The organism is Microbulbifer sp. CAU 1566 (assembly GCF_023156515.1).
Classification (GTDB): Bacteria; Pseudomonadota; Gammaproteobacteria; order Pseudomonadales; family Cellvibrionaceae; genus Microbulbifer.
Genome location: NZ_JALNMG010000004.1, coordinates 1 through 26,519 on the forward strand (window position 1 = coordinate 1; position 26,519 = coordinate 26,519).

Consider the following 26,519-nt stretch of genomic DNA (forward strand, 5'->3'; position numbering starts at 1 on the left):
ACTCAGTGGAGCGCCAGGCCCTCACTGTGGGACGCGTATTCTACACATCCAATCTGCTGAAGCAAGTGCTTTTTGCAGACTTCTTTGAGACTGAAAAGCGTTTAAAAACAACGTCTTTTTCAGTCTCGATCACCGTTCCGGTGACCCCGAGAAGGACGCGCATTATATGGCGCCAATCTCGTTTGGCAAGCTCTTTTTTGAGAGCTTTTTTCAGGCCTGGAAAGCAGCTTTAACAGCGACATTCCCAACCCCGAAGGATCTACCCGAGACCCCGGTCGAACACTCAGCAAGTGCGCTTGGCAACCTTGCTTGAGGGCGCGCATTATAGCGAGCTCTCCGACCTCGGCAAGTACTTTTTGAAATTCTTTTTCAGAGAAAAACTCTTTGAAAATCAATCGGTTATCTTGCCTTTTCACCGCGCTTTGGGTTGCCCCTGCAGCGGTGAGGGCGCGAACTATACGAGTCTCACCGGACGGCCGCAAGCAGTTTTTGAAAACTTTTTTCCGGCGCGTTAGTCACTCCGCCTGACAACCCCAGAGCCCCATTCCACAGCCAGAACAGCGAAACAAAAAAAGGCTCCCGAAGGAGCCTTTTTTTTGCGTAAAAGCCGACCGTCTTAGGCGTCGGTCTTTTCTTCCGCGCTTGCCTGCTGTTGAGCCTGCTGTAGAGCAGCGGCGAACAGCGCGTCGAAATTGATCGGCGGCAGCATCAGGGCAGGGAAAGATCCCTTGGTCACCACGTTGTCCACGACTTCGCGTGCGTAGGGGAACAGAATGTTCGGGCAGGCAGTGTTCAGAGCCTGGGCCAACTGCTGACCTTCCAGACCTTTGATACCAAACAGGCCGGCCTGCTGAACTTCTACCAGGAAAGCGGTCTCGTCTTCGATCTTGACGGTGATGGTCAGGGTCAGAGCCACTTCATACAGATCTTCATCGATCTTGGCGGTTTTGGTGTTCAGCTCCTGATTAACCTGGGGTTTCCACTGCTTTTTGAAAACCTCTGCACCCATCGGAGTCTCGAAGGACAGGTCTTTCAGGTAGATGCGCTGCATCGCAAATTGTACTTGTTGGGCGTCGTCTGCGTTTACTGCTGCGCCGTTTTGTTCTTCAGCCATGTTGCTGCCTGTTCACTAATTAAGATTATTGACTGCCTTCCCTGATAAGAAGACTCCCTGTATGAGTCTTACTTATGGGGGCCTCGAAATACCCTTTCAAGGCATCTGTTGGAAATTTCTTGGACTAAGCGGCGGCTTACGCCAGCAATTGATCCAGCTCGCCACTGCGCTCTATCGCCATCAGCTCGTCGCAGCCACCCACATGGTGTTTGCCAATCCAGATCTGTGGCACCGTGTGACGACCTGCCTTGGCGGTCATCTCCGCACGCAATGCTGGCTTACCATCTACCGATATCTCTTTGTAGGAGACATTTTTGTTGTCCAGCAAATACTTGGCCCGAATACAGAAGGGGCAGTAGCGGGTGGTGTAGATGACTACGTCTTTCACGACCAGTTAACCTCTTTACGTCTCGAAACCTAATGTTCGCAGCGCTATTGCGCCTCAGCCTTTTACCAGCGGCAGCTTCTGGTTCGACCATTCAGACATGCCACCTTCCAGGCGGCGCACAGTGTAGCCAGCCTTTTTCAGCTGACGACCGACAGGCCCCGCGTGCTGGCCCATTTTGTCCGCCAGGATCAGGGTCTTCTCTTTATAAGGTGCCAGCTCACCAATGCGCTTCTCCATCTCACCGTGGGGAATGTGGATTGCATCCACGATATGCCCGGCGGTGAATTCACTGCGGTCACGCAGATCGATGACCTTGGCGTCATGAATGTTAATCAGCTGCGTAGCCTCATGAGCCGATGCAGGCTTACCCGCTTTGATACGCTCGGTAATCGCAAACGCGTAAATCAGCGCCACCAATAAACTTACCAGCAGCCACTGCTCGCTGATAAAGACGAAAAAGTCCACTTCGCCCCCAAAAATCTCTGAATTGTAGTTGTAAACCGCACCAGACTTGCCAGTCGAGCCCTGTAGGGCCGCGAATGTACCCAGTCACGTGGTAGTCCAATGAAGGTGGCGGAGTATACACGACCATGGCCATTTCTTAATCAGCATTTTCCGGCACCGTTTTCACACGTCTTCACACATCGATTGCCTCAATCACTGATCAAACCCTGACCTTCCTCCCCTAAACAGGTTAAAATCCGCCACCTGCGGTTTAACACCCTCTAAGTTTCCGATTTCCGGCAATGGCGCCGAGCGATCTTCCACAAACCGACCGATTAACTCAGCAAAGGAATTCCAATCCCATGGCATCCGAGTCTTCGCCTAAACGCCCCCTGGTACTGCTCATTCTGGATGGCTTCGGCTATAGCGAGCACAGCGAACACAACGCCATTGCTGCGGCAAATACCCCGGTTTGGGACCAGATCTGGGCCAATCGCCCGAAATCCCTGATTCACACCTCCGGTATGGCGGTGGGCCTGCCGGAAGGGCAGATGGGCAACTCCGAAGTGGGACATATGACCCTCGGTGCTGGCCGCGTGGTGTACCAGAACTTCACTCGCATCAACAAGGCCATCGCAGACGGCGACTTCTTCACCAATCCGGCATACACCGCCGCGGTCGACAAGGCCATCGCCAACAATGGTGCAGTGCATATTATGGGCCTGGCTTCCGAGGGCGGCGTACACAGCCATGACGACCATATTGTTGCCATGGCCACCCTGGCGGCACAGCGCGGCGCCAAAGCGGTTTACATTCACGCCTTTACCGACGGCCGCGATACCGCCCCGCGCAGTGCCGAAACTCCGCTGGCACGCCTGACTCAGGTATGCGATGCCCTGGGGACAGCGTGCATTGCCAGTATCGCCGGTCGCTACTTTGCGATGGATCGCGACCAGCGCTGGGATCGAGTGCAACCGGTTTATGACCTGATCACCCAGGGCAAGGCCGAACATCAGGCCAGTGATGCCCTCGCGGGCCTAGCCGCCGCTTACGCGCGCGATGAAAACGATGAGTTCGTTGCCCCAACCCGGATCGGAGATGCCGCGCCCTTGCAGGACGGCGATGCAATGATCTTTATGAATTTCCGCCCGGATCGCGCACGCCAGCTGACCCGCGCTTTCACTGATGCCAACTTTGACGGCTTCGAGCGCGCCGTCACCCCCAAACTGGCAGACTTTGTAATGACCACCGAATACGCGGCCAGCATTGACGCCAGCTGCGCCTTCCCGCCGGAAAGCCTGGTCAACACCCTGGGTGAATACCTGCAGAACCAGAACAAGACCCAGTTGCGCATTGCCGAGACAGAAAAGTACGCACATGTGACCTTCTTCTTTAGCGGCGGCCGCGAAGAGCCCTACAATGGCGAAGAGCGCATCCTGATCAAATCCCCGGACGTGGCGACTTACGACCTGCAGCCGGAAATGAGCGCACCAGAGGTGACCGACAAACTGGTTGCGGCCATTGAGAGCGGCAAGTTCGATGCCATCATCTGTAACTACGCCAACGGTGACATGGTCGGACATACCGGTGTGTTTGAAGCCGCAGTGAAAGCGGTAGAAGCGCTGGACGGTTGTGTGGACCGCGTAACCAAAGCGGCACTGGCCGCCGGCGGCGAGGTACTGATCACGGCGGATCACGGCAATGTGGAAGAGATGTTCGACGCCGGCTCCGGCCAAGTCAGCACCCAGCACTCCACCCTACCTGTACCCTTTGTGTATGTGGGTGAGCGCGATATCAGCATGCGCGATGGTGGCAGCCTGGCCGATGTGGCACCCACCATGCTGGCGCTGATGGGTGTACCCCAGCCAGCAGAAATGACTGGTGAGCCCCTGGTAAAAATTGGCTGACCTCAAATTAACAAACATTAAAAACAGCGGGAAAGTATTACCCCATGAAATTGGTCGCACTGTTTTTCAGCGCCCTGCTATTTATCCCCGCCTGCTTCGCGCAGGCGGCGGACGAAGAGCAGCAGGCGCGACTGGCGGAAATCAAACAGCGTATCGAATCCCTGCAGCAGGAGCTGAACCAGGTCAAAGGAGAGCGCGACCAGCTGTTGAAAGACCTGGAGTCCAATGAGAAAGACATCTCCGAGTTGATCCAGCGTATCGATAAAATCAAAGCGGATATGCAAAGCCGCGGCGAGAAGTTGCAGGAGTTGAAGCGGGAAGAGAAACAGCTGGAGGAATCCCGCCGAAGTATGCAGCGGCGGGTCGAGCAGGAAGTCGCCGCCGCTTACCGACTCGGTCGCCAGGAGCAGATCAAACTGCTCCTCAACCAGCAAGACCCCCAGCACATCGCCCGCCAACTCCGCTACCACGACTACTTCCTCAAACAACGCAGCCGCGTCATCGACGATTACGCCAGCACTCTCGACCAGCTCTCCACCGTCAGTTCAGGTATTCAGCGGGAACAGGACACCCTTGCCGGCGAACGCGACCAGCTGGAGCAAAAGCGCCGCGCACTCACCAGTGCCCAGCAAAACCGCCAGCGCACCCTGGACCGACTGGCCAAACAGCTCGCCAGCAAAAGCGGCGAACTGGATCAGCTACACAGTGACCGCAGCCGCCTGCAACGACTGGTGGACGAAGTGGGCAGAGCAATCGCCACCCTGATCAACCCCAGCGACCAGACGCCCTTTGCCAAGCAACGCGGGCGCATGCAGTGGCCCGCCCAGGGACGCCGCGCCAATGCCTTTGGCCAGCGCCGTGCCAACGGCATTACCTGGACGGGGGTCACGATTCGCGCCAATGAAGGCCAGTCGGTCGAGGCCATCCACCGCGGGCGGGTGGTATTTGCAGACTACCTTCGCGGCCAGGGCATGCTGATCATCCTCGATCATGGCGACGGCTACATGAGCCTCTACGGCCACAACCAGTCCCTCACCCGCGCCATCGGCGAATGGGTGGAGCGCGGCGACACCATCGCCAAGGTGGGCAATACCGGCGGCCTTAGCCAAAGTGGCCTTTACTTCGAAATCCGCCGCAACGGTAAACCCCAGGACCCGACCGCCTGGTGCCGGGGCTGACCCAAACAGCCCCCTGCCGACACGCAATCTGCCCGTAAACGCCCGCGATCTCCGCTTCCCGGCTTGTTCCGCCGCTCCTGTGCCTAACATATTTTTCCCTGCCAAGTCCCCCTCTGCCAGCGCCCAGTACACGTATCCCGGTTCGTTTCTCCGCCAAGTTCAAAACCCGGCGTTGGCGGCGGGTCTACAATTCCTGTTGGAAAGTAACGATAAATGCCAAGGACGTGCAGACTATGTTCACCCCCAAAATGCTGGCCCGTATTGTTGGCGTGGCTGCCCTTACCGCTCTGCCGCTGATGGGACTCAGCCAGGGCGACAACAGCGAGCGCCGCTCACTGGAAGCGGAATCCCGCCTGCCGCTGGAAGACCTGCGCAGCTTTGCCAAAGTGTTCGAGCAGATCCGCCAGGGCTATGTGAATGAGGTGGACGACAGCACCCTGCTGGAATACGCCATCAAGGGCATGCTCCAGGGGCTGGATCCACACTCCGCCTACCTCGACAGCCGCTCCTTCGACGACCTGCAGGCCAACACCACCGGTGAATTCGCCGGGTTGGGGATCGAGGTGGGGATCGAAGACGATTACATCACCATCATCACCCCGATGGACGACACCCCCGCCGAGCGCGCCGGTTTGCGCGCTGGCGATGTGATCCTGCGCCTTGCCGGCAAGTCCATGCGCGGCGTCAGCCTGGATGAGGCTGTGGACAAGATGCGCGGCCCGGTGGGATCACCGGTAACCCTGACCATCGGCCGCAAAGGCCACAAGGAACCCTTTGACGTCACCCTCAAGCGCGACAAGGTCCGGGTATACAGTGTGCGCGGCGAGATGCTCGAAGATGGCTACGGCTATGTGCGCATCAGTCAGTTCCAGCTGGATACCGGTGGCGACCTGATGCGCGCGATGAAAAAACTCAAGAAAGAAGGTGAGCTGAAAGGCCTGATCATCGATCTGCGCAACAACCCCGGCGGTGTGCTGCAATCGTCGGTGGAAGTGGTCGACGCCTTCCTGGAGGAAGGCCTGGTGGTCTACACCGAGGGCCGCAACGAGTCCTCCAATTTGCGCTACTCCGCCAGTCCCGGTGACGTCACCAAGGGCGCACCGCTGGTGGTGCTGATCAACGACGGCTCTGCCTCGGCGGCAGAAATTGTCGCCGGCGCCTTGCAGGATCACCGCCGTGCGGTATTAATGGGCACCGACAGTTTCGGCAAGGGTTCGGTGCAGACCGTCATCCCCATCACCGACGATCGCGCCATCAAGCTCACCACCGCACTTTACTTCACCCCCAAAGGGCGTTCGATCCAGGCCCAGGGAATCACCCCTGACATTACCGTTGAACGGGTGCAGGTCACTCGCATGGATGGGCGCACCCGCACCACCGAAGCGGACCTGGCAGGTCACCTGGGTAATGGCAATGGCGGTGAGGAAAGCGGCTCGGAAGATCGCAAGCGCGCCAAGGCCGGCAAGAAAGATTGGTACAGCCGCGACAACCAGGTATTTGAGGCCCTGAATGTGCTCAAAGGCCTGAACCTTTATGTAAAACGCCCAGCGGTAAGCAGCGAAGAAAGCAGTGCGCCGGCTCCGAAAGATCAGGTAGCACGTATCCGCGCGGAAGATCTGTAACCTGGCTTATTGTGAGCTTGTGCAGATTGAGGTTGCGCAAACACAGGCGCCCGCGGACCAACCGACACCCTGTTTTTGACTAATCTTTAAATAGGGTGTCGATGTTCGACCCTGGCAGCGCGCCACAGAATGTAAGCGCCCTGCCCGGCAGTAGATGTAGCGAGGTGAGTCATGCAGCAGTATCGTCGTGGCGAACAGGGTCAAACCATTCCCCCTCGCGCAGACCGTTTTTACAAGCTGGGTGACGACTGGTATTTCACCGTGCGCGGCGGTAAAGCCTTTGGGCCTTTCACTTGCCGGGCTGAAGCGGAAAAGGCCGTAGAAAAATTTCTCAATCCCGCCAAAGAGTACGCCGGCAATGTGCGCCCCTTTGGCAGCCTCCGTGCCAAGCGCTGGCGCTCGCAATTCAGGTTTTAATCCAACCGCCCCACAGCACCCAACGCAACGACATAAGACCAGCCCGCCGTCAGATTCGCATTTCTATGCCTGCATCCTGCATAAACGCCTTGGCTTCACCCACGGTGTATTCACCGAAGTGGAAAATGCTCGCGGCAAGTACCGCATCGGCGCCGCCCTTTAACACACCGTCCGCCAGGTGCTGCAGGTTGCCCACACCGCCGGAGGCAATCACCGGTACGGATACGGCATCGGAGATGGCGCGGGTCAGGGCCAGGTCAAAACCGTTCTTGGTGCCATCGCGGTCCATGCTGGTCAGCAGGATTTCCCCGGCGCCGTAGCTGTCCATTTTTTTTGCCCACTCCACCGCGTCAATACCGGTGGGCTTGCGTCCGCCGTGGGTAAAAATCTCCCACTTGTTCTCACCCACCTGTTTGGCATCGATGGCGACGACGATGCACTGGCTGCCGAAGCGGTCGGCAGCTTCGCGCACAAAGTCGGGATTGAACACGGCGGCGGAGTTGATCGCGGTTTTATCGGCACCGGCATTCAGCAGGTTGCGGATATCCTGAATTTCGCGCACGCCACCACCGACGGTCAGCGGGATAAACACCTGGGAGGCCATTTTCTCCACGGTGTGCAGCGTGGTATCGCGGCCTTCATGGGTGGCGGTGATATCGAGGAAGGTGACTTCGTCGGCACCGGCTTCGTTATAGCGACGGGCGATTTCCACCGGATCACCGGCATCGCGGATATCGACAAAGTTGACGCCTTTGACCACGCGGCCGGCGTCGACGTCGAGACAGGGAATAATGCGTTTGGCGAGGCCCATTGTCTGATTCCGGTAATTACTTGTTCCAGTTATCGCACAGTTGCTGCGCGGCGCGCAGGTCGAGTTTGTCTTCGTAGATGGCGCGGCCAGTGATGGCGCCGAAGATCTCGGTTTTGTCGTCGCCGGCAGCAAGCAGTTTTTCAATATCTTCGATACAGCTGACGCCACCCGAAGCGATGATCGGGATCTGCACGGCGCGGGCGAGGTCCATGGTGGACTCGAGGTTGACGCCCTGCATCATGCCGTCGCGGGCGATGTCGGTGTAGACGATGGCGCTGACACCGCAGTCCTGGAATTCCTTGGCGAGCTCGGTGGCCTGGACGTCGGAGACTTCAGCCCAGCCTTCGGTGGCGACGAGACCATCTTTGGCGTCGAGGCCGACGATGATGTGACCTTCGAATTCACGGCAGGCTTCTTTGACCAGTTTGGGATTTTTTACCGCGGCGGTGCCGATGATGGTCCATTTGACCCCGGTATCGAGGTAGCGCTCGATGGTTTTGAGGTCGCGGATGCCGCCGCCGATCTGGATGGGGAATTGCGGGAACTGGCGGGCGATGGCGTTGACGGCATCGCCGTTGACGGGGTTGCCAGCAAAGGCGCCGTTGAGGTCGACGATGTGCAGGCGTTTGGCGCCCTGGCTGAGCCAGTGTTCGGCGGTGGCTACCGGGTCGTCGGAGAAGACGGTGGCGTCTTCCATTTCACCCTGACGCAGGCGTACACACTCGCCGTCTTTCAGATCAATGGCTGGGATTACGATCATTATTTATAACTTCCTGTTTCGGGGCCCCGGTTATTTTTAGGCCCAGTGGCGGCAGGGCACCGGGTAAGTCTTTTCAAAACCGCTGTGAATACATCCCTGTACGCTGCGTCGGCAACATCCCTGTTGCCGACGCTTTTGAAAAGACATACCCGGCACCCTGCCTTCGCATCTCGTTATTTACTTCGTCAGCTGACGTCCTTAAGCAGCGCCGTTCCAACCAACAAAATTCTTCAGCAGCTGCATACCAGCATCCGCACTCTTTTCCGGATGGAACTGGGTGGCAAAGATATTGTTGCTAGTAACAGCCGCGGCGAATTGCACACCGTAGTCGGTCTCGCCGGCGACGGCGTCATTATTGTCCGCGGGCACATAGTAGCTGTGCACAAAATAGAAGCGGCTGCCGCTTTCGATACCTTCCCACATGGGGTGGTCGATTTTCTGCTGCACGCGATTCCAGCCCATATGCGGGACTTTCAGGCGCTGGCCGTTTTCATGCAGATCGGTGCCGAAGAATTTGACCGGCTGCGGGAAGATGCCGAGGCAGTCGACGCCGCCATTTTCTTCGCTGCTGGCCATCATGATCTGCATGCCTACGCAGATGCCAAGAATCGGCATGCCGGATTCGATGCACTGGTTCAGCAGCGGCACGAAGCCCGGGCGAATGAAACCTTCCATGCAGTCACGGATGGCGCCGACGCCGGGGACGATGAGGCGGTCTGCACCCTGGGCTTCTTCCGGGGTGGTGGCGAGGACGACTTCATCACCGGGGGCGACCTTTTGCAGGGCGCTGGCGACGGAGTGGAGGTTGCCCATGCCGTAGTCGAGGACGACGATCTTTTGCATCTTCGTTCCCGCCTTACAGTACGCCTTTGGTGGAGGGCATGGCGCCTTCCATTCTCGGATCCGGGGTCAGGGCCATGCGCAGGGCGCGGCCGAAGGCCTTGAATACGGTTTCGATCTGGTGGTGGGCGTTGAAGCCGCGGATGCAGTCGATGTGCAGGGTCACCAGGGCGTGGTTGACGAAGCCCTGGAAGAATTCGTAGAACAGCTCGGTATCGAAGTTGCCGATGCGCTTCTGGGTGAAGGGCACATTCATGGTGAGACCGGGGCGGCCGGAGAAGTCGATCACTACGCGGGACAGGGCTTCGTCCAGGGGCACATAGGCGTGACCGTAGCGGGTCATGCCTTTCTTGTCGCCGATGGCCTGGTTGATGGCCTTGCCGAGGGTGATACCGATGTCTTCCACGGTGTGGTGATCATCGATGTGCACGTCGCCGTCGCAGGTGATGTCCAGGTCAATCATGCCGTGGCGGGCGATCTGGTCCATCATGTGCTCGAGGAAAGGGACGCCGGTATTGAATTTGCCGGTGCCTTTGCCGTCGAGGTTGAGGCTGACCTGGATCTTGGTTTCCAGGGTGTCGCGGTTGACGCTGGCGGTGCGCATGAGGTCTACATCCTTGATTGCGAGCTTGTTTGCAATTCAGGGCGGCCCCGTTGACCGGCCCCTGAGACAGAAGGCGCGAATTATACGCCCAAACGGGGCGGAATTTGGCCGATAGTCTCAGATGAAACTTGATTCGTCACAAAGATCAAATATCATACCGCCCATGAATATGAGTTACCGTCACAAGACCCCCGTGTGGGTCAGCTTTGTACTGCTGTTTGCGCTGATGCTCGCGCAGCCGGTGCTGGCGGAGCATATTCACATCGACGACCGCTCGCACCAGCTGTGCGACCTGTCCCACAACCACACGCCCGCGCCCGTGGGCAGTGAGTTCAGCTTCATTTCCGACGACCTGGCACCGCTGTATATCAAACAGCAGTCCCCGGTGGCACTCGATTGCCAGCCGGAGCGCCAGTCCGCCCGCGGCCCGCCCGCACTCCTGTCACTCAGCTAATCACTCTCGCTGCTGATTCCGGTAGATATACCGGTCAGCGGCTTAATAACGCTTATGCATTCGGGCACCGGCCTTTTGGGTGGCCGCTGCCTGTGATTGACAGGAATAATTCGAAATGTTTCGTGAAAAGTACCGAGTAAACACTCTGGCGCTGGCTGTTGCCTGCGCGCTGACTTCTGCTGTGTCTTCTGCCGCTTCCGCTCAGACCGCCAACAACCAAAAAGAGACTCTGGAAGAGGTCAACGTTACCGTCTCTCCCCTGGCCAAGCCCGCCGATGCGGTGGCCGCACCGGTTTCCGTACTGAAAGGCGATGAGCTGCGCAAATCAGCCGCTGCCACCCTGGGTCAGACCCTGAACAGCCAGCTGGGCGTTGCCAATGCCTCCTTCGGCGGTGGTGTGGGCCTGCCGGTGATCCGTGGCCAGAGCGCCAACCGGGTGAAGGTGCTGAACGACAACCTGGATGTGGCCGACGCCTCCAACACCAGTTCTGACCACGCCGCCAGCATCGAACCACTGCTGGCCAACAGCATTGAAATCCTGCGCGGCCCCGCGGCTCTGCGCTATGGCAGCGGCGCCATCGGTGGCGTGGTGAATGTGATCGACGGGCGCATTCCTACCAAGGTACCGGAGGCAATCGAAGGCGCGGTGGAAATGCGCCACGACACCGCCAACAGTCAGGATGCCGGCGTCTTCCGCCTGTCCGGTGGCGCGGGCAACCTGGCCTGGTATCTGGACGGCGTCTACCGCGAGAACGGCAACACCCAGATCCCCGGTCTCGCTATCCGCGAACACGAAGAAGACGGCCACGACGCACACGAAGAAGAGCACGAGGGTGAGGAGCACCACGAGGAAGAGTTCAACACCAACGGCTTTGTGGGCAACACCAACGCACGCGCCAAGAGCGGCAGTGCCGGCCTGTCCTGGGTGACCGACAACGGCTTTGTAGGCTTCTCCGTCAACCGCCTCGAAAACAACTACGGCATCCCCGCTGGCACCCACGCCCACCACGAAGACGAGGAGGGCGAGGACCACGCGCTGGAAGAGGGACATGACGAGGTTCACGAAGAGGAACACGAGGAGCACGGCGGTGAAGGTGTGCGCATCGACCTGGCGCAAACCCGTTACGACCTCAAGGGCGAGCACCGCTTCAACAGCGACTACTGGGACAAACTCAGTTTCCGCCTCGGCCACAACGATTACGAGCACGTGGAACTGGAGCCACACGGCGACCACTACGACGAAGGTACCCGCTTTACCAACAAAGCCTGGGAGAGCCGCGTCGAGCTGACCCACGACGACGGCGGTGAGTGGCGCGGCGCCTACGGCCTGCAGCTGTCACGCAAGGACTTCGCTGCCATCGGCGACGAGGCCTTCATTCGTCCGTCAATCACCGACAGCATCGGCGCCTTCACCATGAAGGAGCGCGAGTGGGGCAGCTGGCACCTGGATCTGGGCGCGCGCCTGGAGAATGTCACCGTCAACCCGGAATACGGCAACGACAAGGACTTCAACCTAGCGGGACTGTCTGGCGCCATTCAGTATTTCCTCACCGAGCACCAGCACCTGAGCCTTGGTCTCACCAGCGCCGAGCGTGCGCCGGTGGCCGAGGAGCTGTTCGCCGATGGCGCCCATCTGGCGGAATCCCGCTACATCATCGGCGACGAACAGCTGGATAAGGAAAACTCCCTCAACCTGGAACTGGGTTATCACCACCACAACCAGGAAGCCAGCGGCTGGCACGCGGCCAAGGTGGAGGCGAATGTTTTCTACAACCGTATTGCCGACTATATCTATGCCGCCAACACCGGCCTGGAAGATGAAGAGAGCGAGTTCGACATCTACGGCTACCGCAACCGCGACGCCACTTTCTACGGCGCCGAAGCTTCGGTGCAGTTCCCGCTGGCCAGCGGCCTCAGCCTAACCCTGTTCGGCGACAGCGTACGCGCCAACTTTGACGATTACATTGCCGGCGAATCCAGAGAAGTACCGCGCCTGCCGCCACTGCGCTACGGTTTTGCCCTGGGTGGCGACTACGCCAACTGGAACTGGCAGTGGCGTAACACCCACGCCACCGAACAGAACCGCCCCGGTGCCTTCGAGGAGAACACCGACGCCTACACCCGCATGGACCTCACTGCCCAGTACAACTTCAAGCTGGCAGGCAACGATGCAGTGGTCTTCGCCAACGCGCGCAACCTGCTCGACGAAGAAATTCGCAACGCCACCTCGCTGTTGCGCGACTTCGCACCGGAAGCGGGACGCAGTATTGAAGCGGGCGTAAGGTTTCATTTCTGACCGGCAACTGCTTCAATAGTCGCATCCACGGTGCCCGGATAGATTGCTGTCCGGGCACCGTTCCCTTCTCGCCAACTCCAGAATAAGGATGCGCCCTGTATGGCCTGGATCAAACGCGGACTGATTACCCTCGTTGTTCTTTTTGTTCTCTTCGCCGGCGTTATTGCCTGGTTCCTCTCCGGCCTCGACGCCAACCAGTACAAACCCAAAATCGTGCAGCTGGCTGCGGATCAGGGCATTGCGCTGACCCTCGATGGCGACATCGGCTGGCAACTGTGGCCCAACATCGCGCTCAAACTGGAGGGCGTGAAAGTCGCGCCACTGGCACTGCCCAGTGAATCCCTGCTGGAAGCCGACCGCGTTGCCGTGGGTGTGGCGCTGATGCCCCTGCTGGACAAACGCATCGAGGCGAAAGAGATCGCCCTGATCGGCCCGCAAGTGGAACTTACCGTGGACAAAAACGGCAAGGGCAACTGGGAGCTGATTACCGATGCCATGGAGGCCAAAGCCAAGCTCGACGCACAGCAGAAAAAAGAACAGCCACCCAAGCTGGACGTTCCCGAGGAAGAATCTTCCGCAGCCTCCGGCCTCGAAATCGCCCTCGAGCAGTTGCGCCTGGAAGACGGCGTGCTGCGCTACCGCGATATGCAGGCCGGCTCCGAATACGCCATCACCAAACTGCGCATCGCCGCAGACAATCTGGTGCCCGGTGGCAAGCCCGGTGACGTGCAGCTCAGCGCGGAGCTGGCGGGCAGCGATTTCCCGGACCCGGTAAATCTCGATATTCACAGCACCCTCGCCATCGATGAGGGCCTCAATGGCCTGCGGGTCCAGCCTGCCAATATCAAACTCACCGGCGCCAAAGGTTCGGAAGCGGAAGTGACCCTGCGCGGCAATGTGCGCCGGGTTGAGGCCGACGCTCCCTGGCAGATTCAACTCAACCTGAATGCCAAGGCCGAGCCCCTGACCGGCTGGCTCGCCGCGGTGGGCAGCGAGTACAAGGCCCAGAGCACCAGCGCCCTGAAAAAATTCAGTATCGAGTCCGACATCAGCGGCACCGATAAACAGCTGAACCTGGAGCCGCTGCAACTGAAACTGGACGATCACGCGTTTAATGGCAGCGCCAGCTATCAGGCCGGCGACATTCCCTCGGTCGCGCTGACCCTGACCGGTGGCGACCTGAATGTGGACGATTACCTGCCGCCCCCGGTAGCCACCCCGGAGGAAGATGCACTGGCCGCGGATGTTGCCGCTGCACAACCAGTACCGCTACCGCTGGAAGCCATGCGCGGCTTCAATGCGCGCCTGAACCTGACCCTCGAGAAGCTGCATGCACTGGATTTTGTAATCGACAAGCCGCAGCTGGCAGTTAACGTCAATAACGGCCTGTATCAGCTCAACCAGCTGGCAGCCGGCCTCTACGGCGGCCAGCTGAACAGCACCGGGGTGTTTAACGCCCGCGGCGCTTCTGCCCGCGGTGAACTGAGCGGCGGCCTTACCGGGGTGGAAATTTCCAAGGTGCAGGAAGCCCTGTTCGCCAGCGACGAACCGGAAGCGGCCAACCAGAAAAAGGTCACCCTGTCCGGTAAAACCGACCTCACCTGGGTAGGCCAGACGAACGGTGCCGACACCCTGGCCCTGCAGAAAAACCTGCGCGCAGCGGTACAGCTGAACGCCGCCGAGCTGGCACTGGCACCATTCAACCTTGAAAAGGGCATGTGTCAGCTGGTGAGCTACGCGGAAAAAACCGCGATGCCGGAAAGAGAGTGGCCGGCGCAAACCCGCCTGCAGGACCTGCGCGCCAGCGTGAACCTGAACGGTGATGTCGCCAAGGTAGAGGGCATCAACGCCGGTATCGAAAATATCGCCCTCTCCGGCGACGGTACCGTCAATCTCGAGCAACAGGACTTCGACTTCGCCCTGGGCCTGGCCCTTGTGGGTGAGAAGACCTCGGGCAATGGCTGCTCGGTGCAGAACAGCCGCTGGCGCAATCGCCCGCTGCCCCTGCGCTGCAAAGCAGCCTTCAACGAGGCCGGCGCCAGCACCTGCAAACCCGACAGCCGCCGCATCGACGACCTGATCCGCGACGAACTGAAGTACAAAGCCGAGAAAGAGTACGGCGACAAAGCCCGCGAAAAGACCGAAGAGCTGAAAGACAAACTGAAAGACAAGTTCAAAGGGCTGTTCAACCGGGGGGACTAATCACTCTCGGTCGTTGTCGATCGGCAATCGCCGGTAGGACGAATAGCCAGAAAGCAGTAGCATGGGCACCCTTCGCGGTGCCCATTTTCGTTTCAGACCATGTCCAAATCCGATCCAGATACCAAGCTTCCGGTTAAGCCCAAAACGCCAGCCCGCTTCCAGCAAGCCTTGCTCAAGTGGTTCGACCAGCACGGTCGCCACGACCTGCCGTGGCAACAAAACATCAACCCGTACCGGGTGTGGGTGTCAGAGATCATGCTGCAGCAAACCCAGGTCACGGCTGTTATTCCGTATTACCTGCGCTTTATGGAATCTTTTCCCACCGTGCAGGCCCTGGCGTCTGCCAGCCAGGACCAGGTACTCGCCCACTGGAGCGGCCTCGGCTACTACGCCCGCGCGCGCAACCTGCACAAGTGCGCGCAGACAGTGGTCAGCGAGCACGGTGGTGAATTCCCGAGGGATGTGGAAGCACTGGCTGAGCTACCAGGAATCGGCCGCTCCACCGCCGGCGCTATCGCCAGCATCAGCATGGGCCTGAAAGCGGCGATTCTGGATGGCAACGTGAAGCGGGTGCTGGCCCGCATACACGCGGTCGAAGGCTGGCCGGGGCAAACCGCCGTGGCTAAAAAGATGTGGGAAATTGCCGAGCGCTACACGCCCGGGGAGCGCACCGGTAACTATACCCAGGCGATGATGGACCTCGGCGCCACCCTGTGCACCCGCTCGAAACCCGCCTGCGAGCGCTGCCCCTTCGAGAGTCACTGCATCGCCCGCGCCCAAGGCAACCCCACCGACTACCCGGGCAAAAAGCCGAAAAAGGAAAAGCCTGAGCGCCAGACTACTCTGTTGCTGATCGAGCACGACGGCGAACTCTACCTGGAACAGCGCCCCGCTAGCGGCATCTGGGGCGGCCTGTGGATACCACCACAGCTGGAAGGGGACGACGGCGGCGAAGCCAGCGCACAGGAGTGGCTGGCCGCACAGGACCTGGATGCCAGCGAGATTCAGGCCCTGCCGCCCATGCGCCACACCTTCAGCCACTTTCACCTGGATATACACCCGGTGTGGATAAGTCTGCCGCGCAAACCCGCACAGGTGGCAGAAGGAGCCTGCGGCTGGTATAAACTGCGCCAGCTCGACCGGCCCAGATCCGGACAGGATCTCGGACTGCCGGCACCCATTACCAAGCTGGTTAAACAGCTCGTAGCGTTTCGGGACCCTTTGCTGGCCCCGTGCTGAATAAGTTAGGAGAACCCATGTCCCGCACCGTCTTCTGCCGCAAATATCAGGAAGAACTGGAAGGCCTCCCCAATCCGCCCTTCCCCGGCCCCAAAGGCCAGGACATCTTTGAGAACGTCTCCGCCAAAGCCTGGCAGGAATGGATGGCCCACCAGACCATGCTGATCAATGAAAAACGCCTCAACATGATGGAGCCCTCCTCCCGCGCCTACCTGGCAGAGCAGATGAGTAAATTCTTCAGCGGCGAAGACTACGACGCCGCTGACGGCTATGTCCCCGAGCAAGATGGCAACAAGTAAGCAACCGCTTACCAACTGAAAAAACTATTTATCAATCAAGGGGTTGACTCCCCCCAGAAGAGCAGGTTTAATACGCGCCTCGCTGCCGGGGACACCCCGAATAAAGCGAAGCCCAGATAGCTCAGTCGGTAGAGCAGGGGATTGAAAATCCCCGTGTCGGTGGTTCGATTCCGCCTCTGGGCACCACTAATATATCTCCACATGCTCCCGCATGATCGGAAAACCCAAGAAAACCCGCACTCTCGCGGGTTTTTTTGTGCCTGTATGATTCTGCACACCTCCACACAATCCCACCCTTTCGGTATATGCTTCGGTATACAGCCCGGTTCGATAACGAGCGTATACCCATGCCGAAGAAAATCGTCCCCCTTACAGACCCGAAATGCGAGGCCGCCCGCCCCACGGACAAGGATTACAGCCTGTTCGACGGCAACGGCCTGCACCTGCTGGTGAAGCGCACTGGCCTGAAAGTTTGGCGCTACAAGTTCAAGCGCCCCAACGGAAAGCAGGGGCTGATGACTTTCGGCCGCTACCCTTCCACCCGTCTGAAAACAGCACGACAGAAACGCGATGACGCCGCGGAGCTACTGGCTGCCGGCATTGACCCCATCGACCACAAGAAAGCCGAGCAGGCGACGAAAGCCGGCGCCCTGACCTTCGAGACCGTCACCCGAGATTGGCACCGCAACCAGGTGGCCCGAGAAAAATGGTCCAGCCCACACGCCGAGCGGGTCATTCGGGAAATGGAAGCCAACCTGTTCCAGATGATCGGCGGATTCAGTATCGAGGACTTCAAAACCCGCGACCTACTGGCACCTCTACGGACAGTGGAAGCCCGTGGCGCCCTGGATATGGCCGCCCGCCTGCAGCAGCGGATCTGCTCAGTATTCCGCTACGCCGTACAAAACGGGCTGATCGACTACAACCCGGCACAGGATCTGACTGGCGCGGTGAAAACCCGCAAAGCGAAACACCGGCCCGCCCTTCCCCTGGAGCGCATCGGGGAGCTGCAGAACAAAATCCACGAATACACCGGCCGCCCGCTTACCCGCCTGGCCATGCTGATGACGCTGCACGTATTCATCCGATCCAGTGAGCTGCGCTTCGCCCGCTGGGGTGAGATCGACTGGAAGCGGAAGCTCTGGATTATTCCGCCCGAGCGGGAAGCCATCGAAGGAGTGCCACACTCCACCCGCGGCAGCAAGATGCGAGACACTCACCTGGTGCCGCTCTCGCCCGCAGCCTTGGCACTGCTGGAAGAGATCCAGACCCTAAGCGGCCGTAGCGCCCTGATCTTCCCCAGTGACTCCAACAACGGCCGGCCGATGAGCGAGAACACAATTAACAAAGCCCTGCGTCGACTTGGCTACGACACCCAGCAGGACGTCTGCGGGCACGGCTTCAGAACCATGGCCTGCAGCGCCCTGGTTGAGTCCGGTCTGTGGTCCCGCGATGCCGTAGAGCGGCAAATGAGCCACAAAGAGCGCAACGGGGTGCGCGCCGCGTACATCCACAAAGCCGAGCACCTGGAAGAGCGCCGCCTGATGTTGGACTGGTGGAGCAAGTACCTGGAAGAAAGCCGCCGGGAATATGTCGCCCCATTTGAGTACGCGCAGCCGAAGGGGAAAAAAGTGGCGAGGTTGCAACGGGCATGAAAGCGTATCCCATTAAGAATTTTCGCGATCCGTCCGCCTACCCAAGCTGGAAAGGCATCAATGCCTGGCGGTGGGAATTCCTGCGCAGAAACCCTGAGTACCAAGCTTTTTTCGATGCCAATAAGACAAAGTTTAAAACCGACCCTAGCAATGTTTCCTGCTGGAGATTTGGTGTTCGGTCGCTGCATGACCCTGCTCACGATGAGGCATACCAGGGAATGTTGCCGCCTTCGCGGGTTGTCGGATTGCCTACATTCGATGATTTGGAGCGCTGGGAGAAAGTCCCTGGATATACGCCAGAAATGGGGTTGACTATTATTCTCCGAATACTCACAGAGCTGCAGTATCAGGGTGACACGCTCGCTGTTATCGACCGCTCTCTGCCAGTCAAACCCCAGCTTACTGCTATCGGAGAAGCAGTCGAATTGCGCAATTCAGCAGACGGAGTATCACCCGCTTTTCAGCGACAAACGTCCACAAAGTGGCCGGAGTACTTGCGTGTATTGGATGGGAAAGCGGCAGGTGCCAGCGATGATGAAATTGCGGCTGTGCTGTATCCCGACAAAGAAAACAATTATCCAGATTATCCAGTGAGAAAGCGTGTCGAGAAGGCGGCCGCACAAGGTATCTATCTATCCAAGGTTTTCGCTACAAAGGGGTTTTCTCCGGAAAAATAAGAGAGTTGTTATATTTCCTATTTTGCACTCATTAAAAATCTGAACCTTGTGGCTCACCCAATACGGAGCCATTCAGATGCAAGTAAACCCACCGCCCGACCAGCTGAGGCTTATCAGGCAAACCACCCTTTGCCAGCGCATGGACCTCAGTGCCAACGGCCTGGCAAAGCTACGCGCCAAAGACCCCACCTTTCCCCAACCAATTAAGTTTGGCGAATCCCGACAAGCCCCCGTTTTTTACGATGAGGCCGAGTGGCAATCCTGGTTGGAAACCAAGAAAGCCGAGAGGGGGGCCGCCTAATGCACACACAAAAAAATGGCGCTGCCCAAGTGGAACAGCGCCAAATTGCATATATCTCGACCACAGATTCTACCGCTGGCGTTGCACAGCTGCCACCCGCGGTGTACATTTCCCCCACTGCCGCAAAAGCGACAGGCCCGGGGTCGAAGCTGGGTAGACATCACCAAGGCGCACTCGCGCCCCGTCTCTATGTGGGCTTTTTTATGCCCGCAATTTATGGCGGGCCGTGCTGGGTGGGCTGTGTAGTTTTCCTTGGTGAACTCCAGCCCTCTTCGACCCCGGCGCGGTCCGCCCCCATAGCTTGTCGAAGAGCTGGTGGCGGTTCCTTCAATCACCAAGGAATCGACACAATGTCAAACCCCACCCAAAGTCCGTCTGTACGCCGCCGCGTGCGCGCTCACCGCGCCATGGCCATGGCAGCGCTTCACAGTAACACCAGCCTTAAAACCCGTATTGCCCGCTTCCGTCACCATGCCAATGCCGCGCGCCGCCTTGAGCGCATTGGGGGTGCGAAATGAGCAATCTGGTAACCTCAACCCGCGTCAGTTTTTACCGTTTCACTCCAAAGATAGGCAGCGAGCTGTACGAAATTAAGGACGGTTTACCAATCGTCGATGTGCTAGAGCACGCTCGTAATCTCGTAGAAGTATGTGAAGGAATTGCTAGTAACGGCGAAGACGGCGACCTTCCAATCATGCAGCGTTACGCCCTGCAACACCTGCTACCGATGGCAAAAGCCACCATAAATTCAGCATTCAACGCCTTGGAGATCGAAAATCTGAATGGGGGTGCAGCATGAGCAACCGCCCCGCCTTCACCGATGAACAGCTGACCTGGCTGGAAAGCCTGCTTACCGAAAAGTCCTCTCGTATCGAGCAGTCCGCTCGCTGTGTGGCCTCTATCGCGGAGATGTTGGGCGCAGGCGGATCCGAGCCCGAAGTTACCGGCGCCCGAGCTGAAGAAATGATTAATACCCTACAGTCCTTGGGGGTGTTTATCGAAGAGACTAGCTCCGACTTGCATGCCCTGATCGTACTCGGCAGGAGGCTTTCCAATGACTACTGATGAAGCCCGCCTCAGCCGTGAACTGAAAAGAGTCAACCACCTAGTTAAAGACCTAAAAGAGGAACTTGAACACACCTGCAGCGTTGCTGCGCAGCGCCTACAGCTGATCCAGACCTTGCGCCAACCAAAACCCGAGGTTGTCGGCGCCGCAAACATGCTACGCGACGCCTTATTCGATCTTGGCCCCACAGGCCAATACCGCGACATGGAAGCTGCTGGCCGTGCCGGCCACCTGCAAACCACCGCCAAACTGGCCTTGGAATTACTGCAGGAGGCCGGACGATGAAAGCACCAATTGAACGCTTTTACCCAGCCGGCAAGTTCCGCCTGATCGGAAAAGACCGGTACCGGGGCATCTGTTCCGTGTGCGACCGCAACACTCTGCAGGTAACAGAGGCAGAGGATGGCAAGCTCTTGCTGAAGTGCTGGGCCGGTTGCGACAGCCACAGCATTCTCGCCGCCCTCGGCCTTTCGTGGGGCGATTTGTTCCCCGACACCGGGTTCAGGCCTGACCCGACCTACCGCCAGCGCAAACAGGCCCAGGCACGCGCCAACGCTGTTCACTTCGAGTTCCAGATTCTGCGCTTTGCCGCGGCGGATCTGAAACGTGGCCGGCGTATCACCCCAACGGATGCCGCCCGTGTGGAGCTCGCTTGCCAACGCATCGAGCAGGCAACAGGGAGGCGCCCACTTTGAGCACAATCGAAGCTGCAAAACGTGAAGCATTGGAAGTTGACCAGATATGGGGGGAGGAGCAGTACACCGGCCCCATGCCCACACCTGCAGATATTGAGCAGCTGCGTACTGAGGTACAGCAAGGGCAACCACCGGCGGTCAAGTTGACCCGCGCCAGTGACGTCCATTGCCGGCCTATCGGCTGGCTATGGCCTGGCTGGCTCGCCGCGGGAAAGCTTCACATCTTTGGTGGGCACCCGGGCTGCGGAAAGACCACAGCGGCACTCAGTATCGCGGCCATAGTCTCCAATGGTGGTTTATGGCCTGACGGCTCTCGAGCGCCCATCGGTAACGTGCTGATATGGTCGGGCGAGGATGATGCCGCAGATACCCTCGTGCCTCGCTTGATGGCAGCCGGGGCAGACCTCAACCGCGTGTACATCGTTGGTGACGTTGTTTCCTGCGGAGAGCCACGGCCATTCAATCCCGCTGCAGACATTCTGACCCTGGAAAAGCAGGCAGAAGCCATTGGTGGTGTACGCCTCCTGATAGCGGATCCAGTTGTGTCGGCAGTGACTGGCGACTCTCATAAAAACGCAGAGGTCAGGCGAGCACTGCAACCCATCGTGAACCTTGCCAGTCGCCTTGGTTGCGCCGTGCTGGGTATCACGCACTTTTCCAAAGGGACAGCAGGGAGAGACCCCACGGAGCGCATTACAGGCTCCATCGCCTTTGGTGCGCTCGCCAGAGTGGTCATCGTTGCCACCAAGGGGGAAGACGGCGACCGAATTATTGCTCGGGCAAAATCGAACATTGGCCCTGATGGTGGTGGCTTCCAGTATGACCTCGAGCAAGTAGAGTTGGATGGCCTGTCGGCCTCTCGAGTCGTTTGGGGAGATGTGATTGAAGGAACGGCCCGCGAGATCATCGGTGAAACTGAAGTCGGATCCTCCTCCCGCGATGATGCCCTGACCTGGCTGGAGGAGCTGCTGTGGTCTGGCCCGGTACCGGTGAAAGCAATCAAGCAGGAAGCTACCGCTTCAGGGACCAGCTGGAGAACGGTAGAGCGAGCCAAAAAGGAATTGGGGGTGGAAGCTCACCGGGTTCAGGACGGTGCCGAGCGTGGACGCGGCCACTGGGAATGGATGCTTCCGGGTAAGACCGCCAACAGCAAGACCGCCAGCCCCACCTCTAAATCTGGCGGCCTTAAAGAAAGCCAGTATTCACAAGGGTTTCAGGGTGATTCTGGGTTTAACACCGCCAGTTCCCAGAGTGGCGGTGTTAAGGCGGACTTAAACAAAACCTGCCCGAGTTGCGCCGGTGAGGGCTGCGGTCATTGCGGGGGTGATTCGTGAGAGCGCGCATCCACACTACGCAAAACCCACCGCCGCACTTGCTGGGATTAGACCGGCTTTCACCGATCCGCAGGATATGGGAGGCGCACTTTGGTGGGCTTGAACCAGAGCCCGAACCGGTGGCCAAGGTATGGCACGCAGAGATCGACGGCGACCGTCTAACCATCATCGACCCCGAACAGTTCACAGCCAATCAGATGCGCCATTACCTGGCGCACAAATTTGGGGGTGCGCGAATTGGCCGAATTAATCAGTGGGGTGGTGCTGATGGACGATAAAGAAGTTGAGCTGATAACTGCAGCGATATTGCTGATTGTTGCCTGGCCTACCTGGTGGGCGTCCCATGCCTTAGCACTATTGGGAGTATTGAAATGATCGAAAGCCATCTGGACGCCCTTCGGTTGCAGTGCAGCGACTATGACGAGAGGGTATTTAAAACCGCGCAATTATTCGCGGATACCGCCAGAGCCGCAGGGATGCAGCTCTCATTTGATCTGCGTATTGGTGAGGCTGATGCAGCAGCCGTGCTTGGTTATAGCCCGGACCACCTTCAGCGAATCCGCCGAGAAAAAACCGGGCCAACTGCCTATCGCCGTGGGATCGGAAATAAAACCCGCGTTTCTTATCGCTTGGTGGACCTCGCACACTGGATCGAGGGAACACGGGAGAGGTAACCCGGCACAACGCTGCATTAACCATCTGTTTGGTCGTGGATGCCGGGTTATACCGGCAAGACAATAACCCTGTACTACTTGATATTTAACCAATCATTCACTGAACAGGAATAGCACCATGCCGATGACCGACCGCGACCGCCTTTCGTTGCAAATTCGCAAGGAAAACGAGACCGAAAACTTGAAGCGCCAAGCTCTATTCATTTTGCGAGCTTTGGCAAGGCATAGTACTGAAAATGGTATGTCAGAGATTCGCCAAATGGGTGGAGATGGAGACGGAACGCCTATTGGTATGTTCGCAAAGGCTGCGACACCCGCGAACTCTCTTGATGTCGCTTGGCAGTCCGCTGCTGGGCAGGCAATGGCCCAGTCATACTTGGGATCAATCGCTTACCGTGACGCACTAACGCTGGTATTACGGTACTGTCGCCAAATCCCAGAAGATCTACCGAACGTTCTAGTCGCAAGTGGCACAACAGCTGATGTGGTTAACGAGGGGGCGCCGAAGGCGGTCCGGCACCTTGACATTTTTGGGGAGGAGGTTGAGGACCGGAAAACTGCCGCCTTAGTGGTGATGACCAAAGAGCTTTTGCGCGAAGGTAATACAGCGGGCTTTTCCCTCTTTGAGCGAGAGCTAACCAACGCGGTCACAGCCGCCGCAAACAAGGCATTTGCCATGGAGTTTGTGGACTCAAACTCGCCCACGGCGACGCCAGGTGCTAACGCATTTGAATCCCTGCAAAACGCATTGGCCCAAGCGGAGCCCTCCCGCGGCTATGTTGTTCTGGCCGATTGGAGCTTAGTGCCAGGCTTGGCAATGCAATCAGACGGCAGGATGTCCGTTTCTGGGGGTGAGTTCGTTCCCGATCTTCACATCATCGGCTACGAGGCCGAAAGCAGTGACCCTCAAATGATTGTTATCCCCGCCGAGCATTGCGCCGTCTGGGCTTCAGACTTCGTAGCCCGCAGTGCCAGCCACGCAAGCGTAATGATGGCCGATGACCCAACCGCAGAAGGCGAGCTGACGTCCCTGTGGCAGACAAACAGCGCGGGGCTTCTGGTTGAGCGCTCCTACCGAATCGTGACATCAGCGTCCGCTGTCATCGTCGAGTAATTGGGGGTGATCCGTGAACGTAGAAAAATTTGTAGAGGGGCTGCACGACTATCTGAGTAAGCAGATACAGCCCCTTGCCGACCGTATCAAGAATCTCGAAAGCAAATTGGAGTCGATAGAGTCCAAAGGCATGGAGTACCGCGGTATCTATCAGCGCGCTCAGCACTATGGGCGCGGCGACGTTGTAACGCATAAAGGCTCGATGTGGGTGCATGTGACTGATGGAAGCCGAGGTTATGCACCCGGTGATGGCGCATGCTGGCAGCTGGCAGCAAAGGGGCATTCAAAGTGAATAGCGGAAACAAGCCAGCGGCCAATTCTGATTATATGGACTTCAAGCGAGCTGCCGCTCACGCGGGGTTCAAAGTCAAAATTGCCACTAATCAACAAGACCGAGATAGAAACGGTGGCTGGTATCTACTGAGCCACCCTGGATCACCAACGATACTGGTTACTTCGGACTGTCTCCGGGATATAGGGCTCACGATAAAGCGCCTTACCGCAGAAGGGGTTGTAGCATGAGTCTAGATTCTGCAATGGAGAGCATCTCTCGCCAGGCCGCTCGTAGCGCGGAAGAGTTTCCTGATAATCGAGCTCTAATGGTGCAGGTGGAGCCTGTAGATGACGAAGCAGGCACCTTCCTGACGGTTGCAGTTGCAACGGCAATGGGTGGTTATCTGGTAGCTGAGGCTACCGGTATTAGTCAGATAACCAGTAAGGAGGCTGAAGCCATCGGGCGTATAGCTCTTTGGTATGCGGGTTTAGGGTTTGACCTACAAGGCAAGCGCTCCCGCGTCGCTCTTGTGAGCTACCACAGCGCCCCTCAGTGTATCCAGTAGGGGTTTAGGGTGCCCGGGGGGTGCTTCGAAAGTCAGAAGCGCCCCAAGCGGACACCACGCCCCCAATCGTTTTTTTGCATGCCCGCTTCAGAAAACTGGTTTTTTTAACCCAGTGACCTGGCGCCGACTTAGGAGCGACCCATGCCACCACCGAAGAAACCCAAAAGCCTCAAACTGCTGAACGGCTCCCGCCGTATCGATGAACAGGACAGCCTTGAGCTGCCACCTCTTGAAGAAATGCCAACGCCGCCAGATTGGCTCCCGAATAGCCATGCGCTATGCGAATGGGAGCGCCTAAGCGGGCTCCTGCACGCCAATGGGTTGCTCACAGAGGGGTGCTTAAGTCCACTGGCCCACTTGTGCGCGCTGCATGGAAAAATTGTCCAGCAGTACGCTGCCGGCGCCGCACCAACTGGGCACATGATTGCTCAGTATCGAGCACTGGCCGGGGAATTCGGCCTTACTCCGAGCAGCGCGACGAAAGTGAGCCCTGGCTCAGCGCGCAAGAAGAACAAATTTGCAAATGGTGGCCCAACCCAGTTGAGTAAACAGCGATGACCGATCAAACCATCAAGCTCGCGGCAAACCCGCTTGTATTGGCACTGCTACAGGATATGAGCGCCGCTCTCGATCATATCGAGAGCGGGAGATACGGAGATGCTCACGCGATCCTTGAGGGGCGCTGCCGCCCAAGCGATCCGCTCAAAAAACTGACAGCATGTTCAAGTGTCGCCATCCGCCGGACCGAAAAAGAGATCGTTGCCCTAATGCCACCGGAAATGTTTACCCAGGGCGATGCATACTCAATTTCAATTGCCGCCGGTGCAGCGGCAAGTCAGCTATCAGTGCCCATCTCGCAACTGAACTGTGGTGATCTACTTTCTGTGCAAGAAATCTTGGCAGAGCTTGGTGCCCTGTTGGTAATTGCTCGCGAGGATTAGAGGACATGGATATATTCGATATAGCCTATTTACAGCGAATTGGTGAGCAGATGGAGGCCGCCCAGGCTGAATACGAGAGCGGCGCCCGACCGTTAGCCCCCAATGTCGCATACCAGACTTCCTTGTTTACCGGGGCCGATTGCCAGCGCTTGATGAATGAATTGACGGGTCAACACTGGCGCGCCGGTCTAGTCGGTGTGGCGGGTATCGGTGCGGTCGATACCGGGCGCTATTCCGCATTAGAAACCTTTTTTGACCCCACAGAAGACCGGTTTAAGTGGGTGTTGGATCAATTGTGGCCGTGCATCTATGCTGCTGGGATCAAGTTTGGCCTGGATGGGCTCAGGCTGGCGGAGCAGGCCCGCATTGTGCGGTACAGGGCCGGAGACCACTTCAATTGGCACAAAGACAGCGATGCTACCGCGCCAAGACGGCTAACGGTCTCTGTGCAACTATCCGTACCAGATTCATATGACGGCGGCGGCCTGATAGTGCTTGGTGATGCCGGAGAATGGCATTTTGCCGCAAATGACTTGGGGGCCGCCTGCCTTTTTCCGGCGGAGAGATTACACCGCGCCGCTCCGGTGGATTCCGGCGAACGGCTTGCCCTAGTTTGTTGGTGCTATTGAGTTATCCGACTGTTTGGGT

General features: G+C 58.2%; 34 protein-coding genes and 1 tRNA gene. 28 read left to right on the forward strand and 7 right to left on the reverse strand.

Annotated features, from left to right (window positions below; genetic code table 11):
* Both M0G74_RS10845 and M0G74_RS10850 read left to right on the forward strand, forming a co-directional pair.
* The coding region (locus tag M0G74_RS10845) for a hypothetical protein (protein WP_248216735.1) at positions 1–233 on the forward strand (233 nt) is incomplete at its 5' end.
* A gap of 63 nt (positions 234–296) precedes the next feature.
* Positions 297–515: a hypothetical protein gene (locus M0G74_RS10850; RefSeq protein ID WP_248216739.1), complete on the forward strand. Its 219-nt coding sequence runs from the start codon at positions 297–299 to the stop codon at positions 513–515.
* Positions 516–616: 101 nt separating this feature from the next.
* Here the strand turns inward: M0G74_RS10850 and secB are convergent, their stop codons facing one another.
* The 3 genes from secB to M0G74_RS10865 all read right to left on the reverse strand — a co-directional run bounded on the left by secB (position 617) and on the right by M0G74_RS10865 (position 1,967).
* Positions 617–1,114: a protein-export chaperone SecB gene (gene secB / locus M0G74_RS10855; protein ID WP_160152117.1), complete on the reverse strand. Its 498-nt coding sequence runs from the start codon at positions 1,112–1,114 to the stop codon at positions 617–619.
* A 136-nt stretch (positions 1,115–1,250) separates the two neighbouring features.
* Positions 1,251–1,502 (reverse strand): glutaredoxin 3, encoded by a 252-nt coding sequence (grxC, locus tag M0G74_RS10860; RefSeq protein WP_160152116.1) that lies wholly within the window; start codon positions 1,500–1,502, stop codon positions 1,251–1,253.
* 54 nt (positions 1,503–1,556) lie between these two features.
* On the reverse strand, positions 1,557–1,967 hold the full coding sequence (locus M0G74_RS10865; RefSeq protein WP_160152115.1) for a rhodanese-like domain-containing protein: 411 nt from the start codon (positions 1,965–1,967) through the stop codon (positions 1,557–1,559).
* Positions 1,968–2,308: 341 nt separating this feature from the next.
* On the opposite strand from M0G74_RS10865, the gene gpmI reads away from it, so the two are divergent.
* The 4 genes from gpmI (at position 2,309) to M0G74_RS10885 (ending at position 7,070) form a co-directional block, all read left to right on the forward strand.
* Positions 2,309–3,853, forward strand: a complete 1,545-nt coding sequence (gene gpmI / locus M0G74_RS10870) for a 2,3-bisphosphoglycerate-independent phosphoglycerate mutase (RefSeq protein ID WP_248216741.1) — start codon at positions 2,309–2,311, stop codon at positions 3,851–3,853.
* 44 nt (positions 3,854–3,897) lie between these two features.
* Positions 3,898–5,031 carry a peptidoglycan DD-metalloendopeptidase family protein gene (locus tag M0G74_RS10875; protein ID WP_248216742.1) on the forward strand — a complete coding sequence of 378 codons (1,134 nt, stop codon included), beginning with the start codon at positions 3,898–3,900 and terminating at the stop codon, positions 5,029–5,031.
* Positions 5,032–5,264: 233 nt separating this feature from the next.
* Complete coding sequence (locus M0G74_RS10880; RefSeq protein ID WP_160152112.1) at positions 5,265–6,653, forward strand: S41 family peptidase; 1,389 nt, start codon at positions 5,265–5,267, stop codon at positions 6,651–6,653.
* Positions 6,654–6,824: 171 nt separating this feature from the next.
* Positions 6,825–7,070 (forward strand): DUF6316 family protein, encoded by a 246-nt coding sequence (locus tag M0G74_RS10885; protein ID WP_160152111.1) that lies wholly within the window; start codon positions 6,825–6,827, stop codon positions 7,068–7,070.
* A 49-nt stretch (positions 7,071–7,119) separates the two neighbouring features.
* Here the strand turns inward: M0G74_RS10885 and hisF are convergent, their stop codons facing one another.
* The 4 genes from hisF to hisB all read right to left on the reverse strand — a co-directional run bounded on the left by hisF (position 7,120) and on the right by hisB (position 10,085).
* On the reverse strand, positions 7,120–7,881 hold the full coding sequence (hisF, locus tag M0G74_RS10890) for an imidazole glycerol phosphate synthase subunit HisF (protein ID WP_160152110.1): 762 nt from the start codon (positions 7,879–7,881) through the stop codon (positions 7,120–7,122).
* A 16-nt stretch (positions 7,882–7,897) separates the two neighbouring features.
* Complete coding sequence (gene hisA, locus M0G74_RS10895) at positions 7,898–8,641, reverse strand: 1-(5-phosphoribosyl)-5-[(5-phosphoribosylamino)methylideneamino]imidazole-4-carboxamide isomerase (protein ID WP_248216746.1); 744 nt, start codon at positions 8,639–8,641, stop codon at positions 7,898–7,900.
* 198 nt (positions 8,642–8,839) lie between these two features.
* Entirely contained in the window at positions 8,840–9,484 is a 645-nt protein-coding gene (gene hisH / locus M0G74_RS10900; RefSeq protein WP_248216749.1) for an imidazole glycerol phosphate synthase subunit HisH, read from the reverse strand.
* Positions 9,485–9,497: 13 nt separating this feature from the next.
* A complete protein-coding gene (gene hisB, locus M0G74_RS10905; protein WP_066960431.1) occupies positions 9,498–10,085 on the reverse strand; it encodes an imidazoleglycerol-phosphate dehydratase HisB in 588 nt (195 codons plus the stop codon).
* A 163-nt stretch (positions 10,086–10,248) separates the two neighbouring features.
* Between hisB and M0G74_RS10910 the strand changes: the two genes are divergently transcribed.
* The 22 genes from M0G74_RS10910 to M0G74_RS11015 all read left to right on the forward strand — a co-directional run bounded on the left by M0G74_RS10910 (position 10,249) and on the right by M0G74_RS11015 (position 26,500).
* Positions 10,249–10,539: a hypothetical protein gene (locus M0G74_RS10910; RefSeq protein WP_248216753.1), complete on the forward strand. Its 291-nt coding sequence runs from the start codon at positions 10,249–10,251 to the stop codon at positions 10,537–10,539.
* A 115-nt stretch (positions 10,540–10,654) separates the two neighbouring features.
* Positions 10,655–12,835 carry a TonB-dependent receptor plug domain-containing protein gene (locus M0G74_RS10915; protein ID WP_248216757.1) on the forward strand — a complete coding sequence of 727 codons (2,181 nt, stop codon included), beginning with the start codon at positions 10,655–10,657 and terminating at the stop codon, positions 12,833–12,835.
* Between the two features lie 99 nt (positions 12,836–12,934).
* Positions 12,935–15,037 carry an AsmA family protein gene (locus tag M0G74_RS10920; protein ID WP_248216761.1) on the forward strand — a complete coding sequence of 701 codons (2,103 nt, stop codon included), beginning with the start codon at positions 12,935–12,937 and terminating at the stop codon, positions 15,035–15,037.
* A gap of 99 nt (positions 15,038–15,136) precedes the next feature.
* A complete protein-coding gene (gene mutY, locus M0G74_RS10925; RefSeq protein WP_248216764.1) occupies positions 15,137–16,276 on the forward strand; it encodes an A/G-specific adenine glycosylase in 1,140 nt (379 codons plus the stop codon).
* A 17-nt stretch (positions 16,277–16,293) separates the two neighbouring features.
* Positions 16,294–16,575 carry an oxidative damage protection protein gene (locus M0G74_RS10930; protein ID WP_248216767.1) on the forward strand — a complete coding sequence of 94 codons (282 nt, stop codon included), beginning with the start codon at positions 16,294–16,296 and terminating at the stop codon, positions 16,573–16,575.
* Positions 16,576–16,685: 110 nt separating this feature from the next.
* A tRNA-Phe gene (locus M0G74_RS10935) sits at positions 16,686–16,761 on the forward strand.
* Positions 16,762–16,922: 161 nt separating this feature from the next.
* Positions 16,923–18,230, forward strand: coding sequence for an integrase arm-type DNA-binding domain-containing protein (locus M0G74_RS10940; protein WP_248216776.1), 1,308 nt, complete (start codon positions 16,923–16,925; stop codon positions 18,228–18,230).
* Positions 18,227–18,907, forward strand: a complete 681-nt coding sequence (locus M0G74_RS10945; RefSeq protein WP_248216777.1) for a DUF2285 domain-containing protein — start codon at positions 18,227–18,229, stop codon at positions 18,905–18,907. The genes M0G74_RS10940 and M0G74_RS10945 overlap by 4 nt, the downstream gene beginning before the upstream one ends.
* Positions 18,908–19,558: 651 nt before the next feature.
* Positions 19,559–19,726 carry a hypothetical protein gene (locus M0G74_RS10950; RefSeq protein WP_248216779.1) on the forward strand — a complete coding sequence of 56 codons (168 nt, stop codon included), beginning with the start codon at positions 19,559–19,561 and terminating at the stop codon, positions 19,724–19,726.
* Positions 19,723–20,007, forward strand: coding sequence for a DUF3077 domain-containing protein (locus tag M0G74_RS10955; protein WP_248216781.1), 285 nt, complete (start codon positions 19,723–19,725; stop codon positions 20,005–20,007). The genes M0G74_RS10950 and M0G74_RS10955 overlap by 4 nt, the downstream gene beginning before the upstream one ends.
* On the forward strand, positions 20,004–20,273 hold the full coding sequence (locus tag M0G74_RS10960; RefSeq protein ID WP_248216782.1) for a hypothetical protein: 270 nt from the start codon (positions 20,004–20,006) through the stop codon (positions 20,271–20,273). The genes M0G74_RS10955 and M0G74_RS10960 overlap by 4 nt, the downstream gene beginning before the upstream one ends.
* Entirely contained in the window at positions 20,263–20,559 is a 297-nt protein-coding gene (locus M0G74_RS10965) for a hypothetical protein (RefSeq protein ID WP_248216784.1), read from the forward strand. Before M0G74_RS10960 ends, M0G74_RS10965 begins: the two co-directional genes overlap by 11 nt.
* The gene (locus M0G74_RS10970) at positions 20,556–20,969 is read left to right on the forward strand and encodes a hypothetical protein (protein ID WP_248216785.1); all 414 of its coding nucleotides are present in this window, start codon (positions 20,556–20,558) and stop codon (positions 20,967–20,969) included. Before M0G74_RS10965 ends, M0G74_RS10970 begins: the two co-directional genes overlap by 4 nt.
* On the forward strand, positions 20,966–22,303 hold the full coding sequence (locus M0G74_RS10975) for an AAA family ATPase (protein ID WP_248216787.1): 1,338 nt from the start codon (positions 20,966–20,968) through the stop codon (positions 22,301–22,303). The genes M0G74_RS10970 and M0G74_RS10975 overlap by 4 nt, the downstream gene beginning before the upstream one ends.
* Positions 22,304–22,540: 237 nt before the next feature.
* Positions 22,541–22,678 carry a hypothetical protein gene (locus tag M0G74_RS10980; RefSeq protein ID WP_248216789.1) on the forward strand — a complete coding sequence of 46 codons (138 nt, stop codon included), beginning with the start codon at positions 22,541–22,543 and terminating at the stop codon, positions 22,676–22,678.
* Complete coding sequence (locus M0G74_RS10985) at positions 22,675–22,977, forward strand: hypothetical protein (protein ID WP_248216791.1); 303 nt, start codon at positions 22,675–22,677, stop codon at positions 22,975–22,977. Before M0G74_RS10980 ends, M0G74_RS10985 begins: the two co-directional genes overlap by 4 nt.
* 118 nt (positions 22,978–23,095) lie before the next feature.
* Positions 23,096–24,091 (forward strand): hypothetical protein, encoded by a 996-nt coding sequence (locus tag M0G74_RS10990; protein ID WP_248216793.1) that lies wholly within the window; start codon positions 23,096–23,098, stop codon positions 24,089–24,091.
* A 13-nt stretch (positions 24,092–24,104) separates the two neighbouring features.
* Positions 24,105–24,383 (forward strand): hypothetical protein, encoded by a 279-nt coding sequence (locus M0G74_RS10995; RefSeq protein ID WP_248216795.1) that lies wholly within the window; start codon positions 24,105–24,107, stop codon positions 24,381–24,383.
* A 226-nt stretch (positions 24,384–24,609) separates the two neighbouring features.
* Positions 24,610–24,930: a hypothetical protein gene (locus M0G74_RS11000; protein WP_248216797.1), complete on the forward strand. Its 321-nt coding sequence runs from the start codon at positions 24,610–24,612 to the stop codon at positions 24,928–24,930.
* A gap of 141 nt (positions 24,931–25,071) precedes the next feature.
* Entirely contained in the window at positions 25,072–25,488 is a 417-nt protein-coding gene (locus tag M0G74_RS11005; protein ID WP_248216798.1) for a P27 family phage terminase small subunit, read from the forward strand.
* Complete coding sequence (locus M0G74_RS11010; RefSeq protein ID WP_248216801.1) at positions 25,485–25,871, forward strand: hypothetical protein; 387 nt, start codon at positions 25,485–25,487, stop codon at positions 25,869–25,871. Before M0G74_RS11005 ends, M0G74_RS11010 begins: the two co-directional genes overlap by 4 nt.
* Positions 25,872–25,876: 5 nt before the next feature.
* Positions 25,877–26,500, forward strand: a complete 624-nt coding sequence (locus M0G74_RS11015) for a 2OG-Fe(II) oxygenase (protein WP_248216811.1) — start codon at positions 25,877–25,879, stop codon at positions 26,498–26,500.
* The last annotated feature ends 19 nt before the right edge of the window (positions 26,501–26,519 follow it).

Bases quoted from the DNA above. Each gene is read 5' to 3' on its own strand.
- M0G74_RS10955 (WP_248216781.1), top strand. From the start codon at position 19,723: ATGAGCAATCTGGTAACCTCAACCCGCGTCAGTTTTTACCGTTTCACT.
- M0G74_RS10885 (WP_160152111.1), top strand. From the start codon at position 6,825: ATGCAGCAGTATCGTCGTGGCGAACAGGGTCAAACCATTCCCCCTCGC.
- M0G74_RS10950 (WP_248216779.1), top strand. From the start codon at position 19,559: ATGTCAAACCCCACCCAAAGTCCGTCTGTACGCCGCCGCGTGCGCGCT.
- M0G74_RS11010 (WP_248216801.1), top strand. From the start codon at position 25,485: ATGACCGATCAAACCATCAAGCTCGCGGCAAACCCGCTTGTATTGGCA.
- M0G74_RS10880 (WP_160152112.1), top strand. From the start codon at position 5,265: ATGTTCACCCCCAAAATGCTGGCCCGTATTGTTGGCGTGGCTGCCCTT.
- M0G74_RS10990 (WP_248216793.1), top strand. From the start codon at position 23,096: ATGCCGATGACCGACCGCGACCGCCTTTCGTTGCAAATTCGCAAGGAA.
- M0G74_RS11015 (WP_248216811.1), top strand. From the start codon at position 25,877: ATGGATATATTCGATATAGCCTATTTACAGCGAATTGGTGAGCAGATG.
- M0G74_RS10930 (WP_248216767.1), top strand. From the start codon at position 16,294: ATGTCCCGCACCGTCTTCTGCCGCAAATATCAGGAAGAACTGGAAGGC.
- M0G74_RS10940 (WP_248216776.1), top strand. From the start codon at position 16,923: ATGCCGAAGAAAATCGTCCCCCTTACAGACCCGAAATGCGAGGCCGCC.
- M0G74_RS11005 (WP_248216798.1), top strand. From the start codon at position 25,072: ATGCCACCACCGAAGAAACCCAAAAGCCTCAAACTGCTGAACGGCTCC.
- hisH (WP_248216749.1), bottom strand. From the start codon at position 9,484: ATGCAAAAGATCGTCGTCCTCGACTACGGCATGGGCAACCTCCACTCC.
- M0G74_RS10875 (WP_248216742.1), top strand. From the start codon at position 3,898: ATGAAATTGGTCGCACTGTTTTTCAGCGCCCTGCTATTTATCCCCGCC.
- hisF (WP_160152110.1), bottom strand. From the start codon at position 7,881: ATGGGCCTCGCCAAACGCATTATTCCCTGTCTCGACGTCGACGCCGGC.
- M0G74_RS10920 (WP_248216761.1), top strand. From the start codon at position 12,935: ATGGCCTGGATCAAACGCGGACTGATTACCCTCGTTGTTCTTTTTGTT.
- secB (WP_160152117.1), bottom strand. From the start codon at position 1,114: ATGGCTGAAGAACAAAACGGCGCAGCAGTAAACGCAGACGACGCCCAA.
- hisA (WP_248216746.1), bottom strand. From the start codon at position 8,641: ATGATCGTAATCCCAGCCATTGATCTGAAAGACGGCGAGTGTGTACGC.
- M0G74_RS11000 (WP_248216797.1), top strand. From the start codon at position 24,610: ATGAGTCTAGATTCTGCAATGGAGAGCATCTCTCGCCAGGCCGCTCGT.
- hisB (WP_066960431.1), bottom strand. From the start codon at position 10,085: ATGCGCACCGCCAGCGTCAACCGCGACACCCTGGAAACCAAGATCCAG.
- M0G74_RS10985 (WP_248216791.1), top strand. From the start codon at position 22,675: ATGATCGAAAGCCATCTGGACGCCCTTCGGTTGCAGTGCAGCGACTAT.
- M0G74_RS10910 (WP_248216753.1), top strand. From the start codon at position 10,249: ATGAATATGAGTTACCGTCACAAGACCCCCGTGTGGGTCAGCTTTGTA.
- gpmI (WP_248216741.1), top strand. From the start codon at position 2,309: ATGGCATCCGAGTCTTCGCCTAAACGCCCCCTGGTACTGCTCATTCTG.
- M0G74_RS10970 (WP_248216785.1), top strand. From the start codon at position 20,556: ATGAAAGCACCAATTGAACGCTTTTACCCAGCCGGCAAGTTCCGCCTG.
- M0G74_RS10960 (WP_248216782.1), top strand. From the start codon at position 20,004: ATGAGCAACCGCCCCGCCTTCACCGATGAACAGCTGACCTGGCTGGAA.
- M0G74_RS10945 (WP_248216777.1), top strand. From the start codon at position 18,227: ATGAAAGCGTATCCCATTAAGAATTTTCGCGATCCGTCCGCCTACCCA.
- M0G74_RS10965 (WP_248216784.1), top strand. From the start codon at position 20,263: ATGACTACTGATGAAGCCCGCCTCAGCCGTGAACTGAAAAGAGTCAAC.
- mutY (WP_248216764.1), top strand. From the start codon at position 15,137: ATGTCCAAATCCGATCCAGATACCAAGCTTCCGGTTAAGCCCAAAACG.
- M0G74_RS10915 (WP_248216757.1), top strand. From the start codon at position 10,655: ATGTTTCGTGAAAAGTACCGAGTAAACACTCTGGCGCTGGCTGTTGCC.